General features: G+C 66.1%; 4 protein-coding genes and 1 pseudogene. All 5 read right to left on the bottom strand.

Annotated elements, in window-relative coordinates:
• A partial coding sequence (locus AC5Y4F_RS26660) for an amino acid adenylation domain-containing protein (protein ID WP_499999652.1) occupies positions 1-5,691 on the bottom strand: 5,691 nt, incomplete at its 3' end.
• A complete protein-coding gene (locus AC5Y4F_RS26655; RefSeq protein WP_499999649.1) occupies positions 5,688-5,915 on the bottom strand; it encodes an MbtH family protein in 228 nt (75 codons plus the stop codon). The genes AC5Y4F_RS26660 and AC5Y4F_RS26655, both read right to left, overlap by 4 nt.
• A gap of 176 nt (positions 5,916-6,091) precedes the next feature.
• On the bottom strand, positions 6,092-7,360 hold the full coding sequence (locus AC5Y4F_RS26650) for a glycosyltransferase (protein ID WP_499999648.1): 1,269 nt from the start codon (positions 7,358-7,360) through the stop codon (positions 6,092-6,094).
• A 50-nt stretch (positions 7,361-7,410) separates the two neighbouring features.
• Positions 7,411-8,325 (bottom strand): sulfotransferase family protein, encoded by a 915-nt coding sequence (locus AC5Y4F_RS26645; protein ID WP_499999646.1) that lies wholly within the window; start codon positions 8,323-8,325, stop codon positions 7,411-7,413.
• Between the two features lie 133 nt (positions 8,326-8,458).
• A pseudogene (locus AC5Y4F_RS26640) lies at positions 8,459-9,220 on the bottom strand (hypothetical protein); the annotation flags it as partial.

The following is a 9,220-nucleotide window of genomic DNA, read 5'->3' as shown; positions in this document are numbered from 1 at the left end:
CCGCGCCGGATCGTCGACCATCGCCACCAACACCCGTCGCAACCGCCCCATCAACTCCCGGACGCTTTCGGCATCAAACACATCGGTGCGAAACTCCACGTTCCCGCTGATTCCGGCGGGCTCACCGGACTCGGTCCAGCGTTCGGACAGGTTGAACGTCAGGTCCATGCGCGCGCTGTGGGTGTTCAGCGGCAGTGGAGTTACCTGCAGGTCACCCAAGGCCAATCCGGGTGTAAAGGTGTCGTCCTGCCCGGCGAAGTTCTGCCAGGCCAACAAGACCTGCACAAGGGGGTGATGAGTCAGGCTTCGGCTGGGGTTGAGCCGCTCCACGAGCACCTCGAAGGGCACATCCTGATGCTCGTAGGCGTCCACGCTGCGCCGTTGCACCTGGGCCAACAGGTCGACCACGGTGGGATCGCCGTCCAAGTCGACCCGCAGCACCAACGTGTTGACGAAAATCCCGACCAACCCGTCGAGCGCTGGATCACGGCGCCCGGCAACCGGGAAGCCGATTGCCACGTCCCGGCTCGCGCTGAGCTTCGACAGCACCACCGCGAGGGCGGCCTGCACCACCATGAAACTGCTGGCCTTGTGTTCGCGAGCCAGCTGACCTACCTGCTGCTGCAATCGAGCCGGCCAGTCAACGTCCACGCTGGCGCCGCGGTAGTCAGCGACCACCGGATACGGCCGGTCGGTCGGCAACTGCAGGCGCTCGGGCATCCCCGACAAAGCCTGCTCCCAGTAGGCCAACTGCCTGACGATCCGACTGCCGTCGTCGTCGAGGTCGCCCAGCTGCTCTCGCTGCCACAACGTGTAATCGACGTACTGCACCGGCAATTCGGTCCACCCCGGTGGCCGTCCGGCAGATCGCGCGCCGTATGCCACACCGATATCCGCGGCCAACACGCCCAGCGACCAGCCGTCGGCTGCGATATGGTGCACCACCGCCACCAACACGTGTTCGTCGTCGGCGAGGCGGAAAAGCCGTGCCTGCAGCGGAATCTCGGCGGCCAGATCGAAGCTGTGGCCCGCCACCGCGGCGATGGCATGGTCAAGCCGCTCGCGTGACCAGTCGACAGCATCGACGATCCGCCAACCGAATTCCGCCCGCTCGGCGGGCATTACGACCTGCTGAGGTATCCCGTCCGCCGCGGCGAACAGGGTGCGCAAGCTCTCATGGCGACGCACCACATCGGCCAGCGCCGCACCCAGTGCCTCGGCATCGAGGCGCCCTTGCAGCCGCAGTGCCACCGCCATGTTGTAAACCGGTGAGGGACCCTCGAGTTGACCGATAAACCATAAGCGGCTCTGGGCAAACGACAAGGGGACCACCGCGGGCCGCTGCCGCGCCGTCAACGCCGCCCCGGCGTGTTGTCCGGCGTGCGTGCTTATCCATTCGGCCAGCGCGGCCACGGTGGGCGCGTCGAACAGCGCCCGGATCGGGACCTCGACGCCGCGTTCCGCGCGCACCCGCGCCACCAGCCGCGTCGCGGACAGCGAATGCCCACCCAGGTCGAAGAAGGACTCGTCGATGCCGACCCGTGTCATCCCGAGAATCTCGCCGAATAGGGCGGCCAGCACCACCTCCCGCCCGTCCCGTGGCGCGCGGTAGGCCACTGCGCTGACGAACTCCGGGGTTGGCAGCGCCCGCTTGTCGAGTTTGCCGTTGACGGTCAATGGCAGCGACTCGACCATCATGATCGTCGCGGGAACCATGAACTCCGGCAGCCGGGCGGCGACGTGGTCACGCAACTCGGCGGCCCGTTCAATCGCCACCGGATCATTGACAAATTCGGCCAATGAACCTATCGGCGCGGCCGGGAGATAGACGTCCGAGAAGATCGCGTCGGTGGCGCGGGTGAAGATGACGTCGACCAGCCCGGCCGTCGTCGACCAGGTCACAACCGGCGCATAATTCAATTGCCTGCCCAGCAGCTCACACTCGTGCGGCAACACCGCATCCGGTGCGGCCAGCCCGGCGCGCAGCTCGCCGACCGTCGCCCTCTCGTCAGTGCCGGCCAAGGCGTCGGCCAGCGCCACATCCGGCCAGATCCCGGCGTGCGGCACGCCGCTTATCCGCAGCTCCGGGAACCCCTGGGAGCGCAGATATTCCGCCAGCGCGGCGAGGCCGCCGAACCGGCGCCATGGCTGCGACGGCAGATCCGCCAGCGAGCGCGTTGCCATCGGCGTCTTGTGCAGCACCACCTCATAGCGGTAACCGCTCAGCTCATTGACGGCCCGCATCTGCTTGAGCCGCACATCCACCACGGAAATCTCGGGCAACAGCTGAGGCAACCCCACGAAGAACTCCGGTGCAAGCAGCAGTTCCTGGTCGGCCAGCATCTCCCGGCGCACTCGCTCGCCGACCACCGCGCCGGTGTCCGCCGCGCCGGTCTTGTCAGCGCACACCACCCCGGTGGTAAACGCACGGAACAGCGACAAGTTGCGCACATCGCCGATGAACACGGCTCCACCCGGCGCCAGCAAGCGCATCGCCACCGCCAGCACATCCAGCAGATAGCCCCCGCTGGGGAAGTACTGCACCACGGAGTTGAGCACCACCGCATCGAAATGCGCGTGCGGCAACCCCTCTGCCGTATCGGCCGGCTGCACCCGCAAGTGCACCCGATCGGCCCACGGCTGCGAGGCCACCGCCGCCTGCAGGCTTTGGATGCTCGGCGCGGAAAAATCCGTGCCCCAGTACTCGTCGCAATCCGGGGCCAGCTGGGCCAGCAACAGTCCCGAACCCACCCCGATCTCGAGCAAGCGCCGGGGACCCAACCCCCGGATCCGGTCCACCGCGGCCGCGCGCCACTCGCGCATCTCCTGCAGCGGGATCGGCGCCCCGGTATAGCTGCTGTTCCAGCCCGCGAAATCCTCCCCCAGCATCGCCGCGGCACCCGACGAGTACAGCCCCTCGTACACCCCGTGCCACTGCTCGACGAGCCGGGTTTCCCGCCCGGGCTCGCGGACCAGCATCATCTGCTGATCCGGCACCACGTAGCCGACCAGCTGTTTGTCGCCGGTGCCGTCCTCGCGGGCGATCACCGCCGCTTGGGCCACCCGTGGATGTGCGGCCAACGCCGCCTGGACTTCGCCGAGTTCGATGCGGTAACCGCGGATCTTGAGCTGCTCGTCGGCGCGACCCAGATACCGCAGCTGTCCGTCAGGGGCCCAGCACACCAGGTCCCCGGTGCGGTACATCCGCGTCCCCGCCGGGCCGAATGGGCAGGCCACAAATCGCGTTGCCGTCAAACCCGCCCGTCGCCAATAGCCAACGCCCACACCGCGACCGGCGACATACAACTCGCCGATCACGCCCGCCGGGACCGGCCGCAGCCACCCGTCCAGCACCGCTAGGGCCGCCCCGGGCACCGGCGAACCGATCGGCGCACCCAGCCCCGCTCGCAACGGCGCACTCACCGCCGCGTAGACCGTGGTCTCGGTCGGGCCGTAGGCATTGATCATCGCCCTGCCGGGCGCCCAGCGGTCCACAACGTCGTCCGGGCAGGCCTCACCGGCCACGACCAACGCCGTCGACTCCAACCCCTCGGGCGACAATGCCGCGACCGCGGACGGGGTCTGGCACAGGACGCTGACGTGTTCGGCGGCCAGTAGCGCGCGCAAGTCATCCGGTGAGCCGACCGCGTCTTCGGGCACCACCACCAATGTCCCGCCGCGCAGCAACGCACCCCAGATCTCCCAGACCGAGACGTCGAACGCCAGCGAGTGCCACTGTGACCACACCCCGGGGCGGGGCAGGCCGGCATCCAGTGTCGCGACGAGCTGGGTCACGTTGCGGTGGGTGACTGCCACGCCCTTGGGTACGCCGGTCGTGCCCGAGGTGTAGATGAGGTACGCGATGTCGTCGGGGGCCGGTGCGGGTAATGGGCTGCCGGGCTGGCTCTCAATGGCCGGATCATCGATGTCGATGACCGGCAGCTCGCACTTGTCTAGCCGCGCTCGCAGGGCAGCCGTGGCGACCGCGGCGATCGGTGCGGCGTCGGCGAGCATGAACTCAATGCGGGCGGCCGGAAGCGCAGGGTCGACCGGCAGATACGCCGCCCCGGTCTTGAGCACGGCCGCAAGGCAAACGATCGCCTCGGCTGACCGCGAAACCAGTAGCGCGACATACTCACCCGGGCGCGCGCCCTGACCGCGCAGCAGGTGGGCCAACCGGTTCGCGGCCTCGTCGAGTTCGCGGTAAGTCCACGAACGCTCCCCGCATGTCAGCGCCACCGCGTCGGGGGTACGCGCCGCTTGCGCGGCGAACAACTCCGGAATCGACACCGCTGCGCTCGTCGCCTGGGTCAGCACCGCCCGGTTGCCCCAGTTATCCAACTGGGCGCGGTCATCGTCGTTCAGGACGTCGAGCGATGACAACGACCGCGCCGGGTCGGCGATCATCGCCGCCAGCACCCGCTCGAGCCGGCGCGCCAAATCGTCGACATCAGAATTCGTAAACAACTGCCCAGCGCCCGCGGTGCTGAGAAATAGCTGATCACCGTCCCTGGTGAAGAGCAGTCCGAACTGGTCCACGAGGCCCGAATTGGTCAGCGTCGCCGAAGCCGGGGAACCGGCGAGATCGGACATATACGTGGGCGGAATGAAATTGACAATCACCCGGTTCGGTGTGCGCCCGGAGTCGCCGGAACGGGCCGCGTGCTCCATCGCATGCACGGGGAATCGCTGATGCCGGAGCGCCTCACCAATTCGGGTACCGACCTGTTCGCAAAAGCTTGCGACCGTGGAGTCCGGTGCAACTTTGAACACCAACGGGACCACCCCGGAAACCATCCCGGGCACCAACCGTGCTTCCAGACCCACTCGCCTGCTCACCGGAAAATCGAGCACGACCTCCGAGCTCTCCGCGTCGTACCCACGCACCAGCAACGCGCACGCCGCGGTGATCACCGCCGAACGGCCCACCCCCAACGTCTGTGACAACTCGTGAATGCCGGATACGACGACGGGATCCAGTTGAACGGGTGCAGAACACTCATCCGAATCACTCTCACCCCCGTCATGCGCCAACCGATAGCGCACCTCCTTTGCCGGCGGGAGGTTTTCAGTCCAGTAGGCCTGATCAGCGAGATAATCGGCGGACGCCTCGTACTCGAGTTCGGAATCGATCAGATCGCGCAGCGAGCCGAAAAACGCGGGAGGAATCTGCTGCTCCGAAGCGAGTGCGTTGTAAACAGCGGCGATGCGATGACAGAAAAGGCCCAGGCCCAGTCCATCCGCAACGATGTGATGGCAGCACGCAAAGAAAAAGAATTCATCTATCCGCGTTTGCAACAACGCGAACTTGAACAGCGGACCGCTGAACGGCATGAGCTCGCGCTGGATGGATGACGCTAAGCGATAGGCGTCCTGTGCGGGATCCTGCGATCCCAGGAGGTCGTAGCGAGCGAGCTCGACGTCCGGGTAGTCGACGATCCGTTGGAAAACCTGGCCATCCACCTGGAAAATGGCGGCCCGAAGCGATTCGGCTTCCTGCACCGCGTGACGAACCGCCGACTCGAACCGACCGGCATCGAGCGGGCCCGCGATTCGCACCAACACACCCAGCTGCCACTTGGCGCCGAACCGACCCGTTTCCTCGGCAAGCCATATGTCGAGTTGTCCGCGCGTCAGCGGAAATAGCCGACCGTTAAGTTCCCCCGAAGCCCCCGACTCCGGCCGGGTCACCTGTCAGCAGACCGGCCTGCTAACAGCCCCTCGCGCAGAATCCCCGGCCGTGTATCAGTCCAGTTGAGTTCGATGTGGTCCAGACAGGTGGCCGGGTTGGCTACGCCGTCAGCCGTTCGCCAACCAGTCGGCACGTCCGCGAGGGTCGGCCACAGGCCGTGCTGCTCCTCGCCATTGACCAGAACCCGAAATCTGCCGTTTTGGTCAAATCGCTTGATACTCATCACTTCTCCCAGATCTCCCGAATATCTAGTCGACATGAGTGCAACAAGTTCACTACCATACTTGAGTCGAATAGCGGCCGAAAAGGGGGGGTGACCGGGGGTCATTATGTGATTCAGATCACATACGCATGGCCAGCCGGCCCCACCAGAACTCGACCTGGGACGCGATTGCGGACTTAGCCGTTGAAGGCAGGGCGGGCGTACTTTTCCACCAAATCCGCTGCGGCCGCGGCGCTTTCGGTCGACGTGGTCATTCGGGCGGCGAAATCGCGGGCACGGGCGACAACCTCCGGGGCGAGGATCCGGCGCAGGTCCTCGACCAGCGATTTCTGGGTGGCGCTCGAAAAGCGCCGGGCTGTGCCCACCTTCAGGCGCTTGACCCGCGCTCCCCAAATCGTCTGATCGATGTCGGTCGAGAGGATGAGCGTCGGGACGCCGGCGCGCAGCCCTGAGGCCGTGGTGCCAGTGCCGCCGTGGTGCACAACCGCGCGACAGGCTGGAAATGTCGTCGCGTAATTCATCGCGTTCACGACCTTGACGTGCTCGAAACGGCGGGCTTCACCGAAGTCGGTGCCGGCGGCGCACACCAATGCCCGCTCGCCCAACTGCGCGCAGGCCCCGCCAATCATGGCGATCGTGTCGGCGGGAGACTTCACCGGTGTGCTGCCGAAGCCGAAGAAAATCGGTGGTGTTCCCGTGGCAATCCACGACGCGACGTCCTCATCGGCCGGCGTCGGTAGGTCCAGCGTCAGCGCTCCGGTGAAACTCCGTTTGCCGTCCCTCCCCGCCCATTCAGCTGCCAGCGAAGGAAAGCAGACCTCGTCATAGGCCTGGATTTCCACCCAATCTCGCTCGGCGATCCGTCGCGGCAGCGGACCATTCGCTTTCGGAAGGCCCAGTGCAGAGCGTTGGGCGTCCTCGAGCTTTTTTGCCGCGCGCCACGCGACCGACTCGTACACCCTCATCGTCGAGCGCCCCACCGGCGCCGGCAGGAAAGACAGGAACTGCCCGCTGGCCCGCACGGGGAAGATGTGCACCGTGGCCAGCGGAATGTTGTGATACTCGGCGACGTTGGCAGCGGCCTGCTCGAAATTCAGCCCGCTGACCAGTAAATCGGCACCGTCGGCCAGCGACTTCAGCGAGGCGCAGATCTGATCCCAGCGGTGGATGACCGGATCCGCGATCTCGTGCCGCAGCTCGATCAGGTGCCGGACTTTCCAGAAGTTGCGGAAGAAATCCGTCCAGAAGGTGCGGTGGGCGTCCAGAATCGGCCGCACCTCCGGCCCGAAGGCGACCGCTGCAAGCCCAACCGACTCGGCGAAGCCGACCAAGTCGGGTGGGACGGCCATGCGGACGTCGTGCCCGCGGCGCAGCAGCTCACGGCCGATCGCGACGCATGGCTCGACATCGCCGCGACTCCCGAAGGTTGCAAGCGCGAATTTCATTGCTGATCTTGGCCTTTCGCTTCCGGGCGGGTTGTCGCCAGCGGCGGGTCTTAGGCCCAGGTGCCTTTGCGACGGTGGGCGAGTGCGGCGATTTCGAAGATGAGCTTGCGTGGGACGAAGCGCTGCGCCTTGACGACGCGCTGGTAGTTGTCGAACGCGGTGCTCAGGCGTTGTTCATTGGCCCGGTACTCGCAGAAGACCTGGTCCAGCTCTTGTTGGCACCACGGGTCGCCGCCCGCGGCCCGGTGCAGATTGCGGTAGGTCGTCGTCAGCCACTCAGTGCCGAATGGTTCCGGGCACGCTGATCCGCCGGCCCGTTGGTGGCGGTCATCGGGGGCGAGGAACTCGTTGATCGCGGGCTCGTCTGGGTTGAGATCGACGTCCAGGGCCGTGGACATGCGTTTGACCTCGCGCCGCCAATCCTCGAGGAGGAAGGAATACTCCACGAACACCCGGGCCCGCCCGCGGGTGTAGCGCTCGGCGAGCAGGCTGCTTTTCAGCCAGAGGGCGGCGGCGAGTTCGGGTTTGATGACCGGCATCATCGCGGTGACGGACTTGATGACCTCGTGGGGATGGCGTAGCGCGATCACGGTGCCGACGTTGTAACCGGCGGTGCGGGCGGCCTCGAACCACAGCCGGGTTATCGAGGTCATCTGCAGGTCCTTGATGACGTAAAGGTTCGACGGCGGCAGCGCTGTGAGGTAGGCGTTGATCTCGGCGATGTCGCGTCTGTCGGCGGATTCTTCGTGGAGGCGCAGAGTGGGGTCAAAGGCGGCGCTGCCATGGCGGCGCAGAATTTTCTCGTTCAGGTAGCTGGCTTGGCGTGGTTCCCAGAAGCCGCGCGGGTTGGCTTTGGAGGCGCCGAGCATGCCGGGCGGCAGCGCGGCGCCGGACAGGGACAGGACGCGTGTCATCGCGGAGGTGCCGGACCGGGCCATCCCCAGCACGAACAAGACGGTTGTCATTAGCCCCTCTCCTCAAGGCAATCGGCTACCGACCGTGGCGTCGCACTGGACCCCGGTCAAACGGGGTTAATAGTACGTGTGTGTAAGAGTGCGCGCGACAGCCACGGCCTCACAGATGACCTGATGGTCATCGTCAGTGGCGTGTGACCGGGGGTGCTCCGATATACCTTCCGTTAAGCGCAAAGTCATTTAAGGCTATCGAAAGGTCTTGTCGCAAAGCCTCATTCGAGTTTGCATAGCCGGGCTGATGAACGGTGACCGAGACGAAGACCTGGCCCTGCGCGGTCCCCGACAGCACATACAGGGCTCCGCCCAGACGGTGCATCAAAGCTTCGGTCACGCCCTGGTAAGAAAGCCTCGCGGCGAAGAGGTCGGCGTCTGTGCCGTCCGGTCGGATGACGGCCGGGTTGATCACACCGATGTTGGATGAGACGACCGTGTTGTCGACGAGCCGGACAAGGCGTTTGGGCAACAGACCCAACAGGGGGACGAACGCCAACACAGCCCGCTCGTCGTCGCGAAGCTCCCGGTGATTAGTCAGCGCTCCCTTGACCGCGGTCCGAATGTCGCGCAGGTCCCTGGTCGCGGGCGCGGCGTCGACCGTGACGGTGAGATGGCTGACCGCGTTGGCGCGGGTATCCCCGGCGGCGCGCTCGTTGACCGGCATCTTTATCAGGACCGAGCCGTCCGCGGTGACTCGACCCATTCGCTGGGCCAGGCGGGCCGCCAGTCCAAGCAGCAGCACGTTGCTGGTCCCGCCCAGCGCGCGAGCGCGCGTCTCCCACTCGTCGGCATCGACGAAGACCGTCGCCGTTGGGGGCGTGAGGGGTTCGGCGGCGCCGGTGGGCAGCCGAAGTGGCGTGGTAGACGGCGCGGCTCCGGCGCCCTGGCGAAG

The organism is Mycobacterium sp. NGS56 (genome assembly GCF_059812425.1).
This window is presented reverse-complemented; position numbering and strand designations above follow the sequence as displayed.